A 1,756-nucleotide genomic window follows, 5' to 3' on the forward strand; every position below is an offset into this window, starting at 1 on the left:
AGGTGGGCTGGGAGTGGCGTGAGGGGGAATAAATAATAGTAAATAATAATTGATAATGACCAGACAGTAGGTATTTAATAAGTAAACGGTTGGGCAAAAGGTCTGTTTGTTGATTCGGTATTTAGTTTGGTAAATTATTTTGCAACACATGTTGACATCTGTTTTTTAAAAATGCATAAAATTAGGTGAGGTTGAATTGTTATCATGGCAGCCTTAGGTTTGTATGTATGTGTGTTAGTTTTTTAGTTTACTTGCTAAATGAAAGTAATTGAAGAGGTGTCTTTTTTTTAATGGTTCTGACCCATTAAGCTAGTAGTTTTTATCACGGAGTGATTGTATGTTGTTTCGCAAGGAAGTTCTAGAAAATCATACCAATGGATATTATGGGAAAGCTGTTGTAATAACACCTATCCATTATTCAATTTTGTTAGCGCTTCTTGTTGCTCTTGTTTTCATTACAGTAATCTATCTTTTTTCTAGTGATTACTCTAAAAAAGAAAAGGTAAAAGGCTACTTGGTTCCCACTCATGGCATTTCAAGAGTTTACTCTCATGTTAGCGGTGTTGTCAGTGAGGTGGCGGTCAAGGAGGGAGATCGTGTTTCTGCTGGAACCATGCTTATGTCGGTTACAAACAATAAGTTTATGGCCAATTCATTAAATTCTGACAAAGAGAAGATCAAAGAACTCAACATTCAGATATCGCTCATAAACGAACAAATATCTCAGTATTCATCCCTGTACCAAGAGAGAGAGGTGAGACTGGAGGGTATTATTAATTTTCTGAAACAAGAGAGGAAAGAATTAAGGCTGCAAGGTGAGTTGCTCAGAGAACGTTTGAAGTTGGCAAAAGTGCGTTTGACAAGTATCAAGAAGCTTCATAGCAAAGGGAATGCAAGTAAAAATGAAGTGAATGAACAGCTTGATTTTATATTGGATTTACAGCAAAAAATTCAAGAACATAATACTATCGCTTTGAAATCTGAGACTAATATTGCCAATTCGTTAAATGATAAGGCTAGATTGCCATTTGAAAAGCAACAGCAGGTAAGCCAGTTGGAAATCGAGTTGTCAAAACTATCTAATACAAAAGTATCTATTCAAGAAGGAAATAAGCTATTGGTGAAAGCACCTATTAACGGCGTTGTTACGTCAATCAAGCTTAATGTTGGCGAGTTCGCATCGAGTGGAGATTATTTGGTGACAATCTTACCGGACGATTCAAAGCTTGAGGCTGAAGTTTATATACCTACAAGAGCCATAGCTTTTGTAAGCGAGGGAGATGAGGTAAACCTAAAGTTAGATGCGTTTCCATTTCAAAAGTTTGGCATGGCTACTGGTCGTGTGTCTCATGTTTCTAGAAGTGTTGTGTTTGCATCTGAAACTGCTAGCAAACTTTCTTTTGACGAACCTGTCTATAAAGTATCAATTGAACTTTTAACACAAAATATTAAGGCTTATGGAAATAAAATAGATTTTATACCTGGAATGTTATTGCAAGCAGATATTAATACAGGGAAAAGAACGTTATTAGAGTGGCTGCTTGAACCGATATATATAATTAAGGGGTATTAGACATGATAGGAAAGGAAATTTCGTTACATAAACTGTTTTTAGTCTTGCTTGCTGCATTGTTTTTTGGATGGTTTGTCGATTACTCATCGTTAAGTTTTCAAGAGCAAATATCAATGTGGCTTAGTGTTAAATATTACAAATATATAATGATGATTGTAAGTATGGCTGCGATATATTTTGCAA

At 35.3% G+C, this 1,756-nt stretch carries 2 protein-coding genes; both read left to right on the forward strand.

Going from position 1 to position 1,756, the window contains the following annotated elements; translation table 11 throughout:
* Positions 1-337: 337 nt before the first annotated feature.
* The gene (locus K5Q92_RS23650; RefSeq protein WP_220771235.1) at positions 338-1,573 is read left to right on the forward strand and encodes an HlyD family efflux transporter periplasmic adaptor subunit; all 1,236 of its coding nucleotides are present in this window, start codon (positions 338-340) and stop codon (positions 1,571-1,573) included.
* 2 nt (positions 1,574-1,575) lie between these two features.
* Positions 1,576-1,756: hypothetical protein (locus K5Q92_RS23655; protein WP_220771236.1), on the forward strand; the 181-nt coding region annotated here is incomplete at its 3' end.

Source organism: Shewanella sp. MBTL60-007, assembly GCF_019654915.1.
Lineage (GTDB): Bacteria > Pseudomonadota > Gammaproteobacteria > Enterobacterales > Shewanellaceae > Shewanella.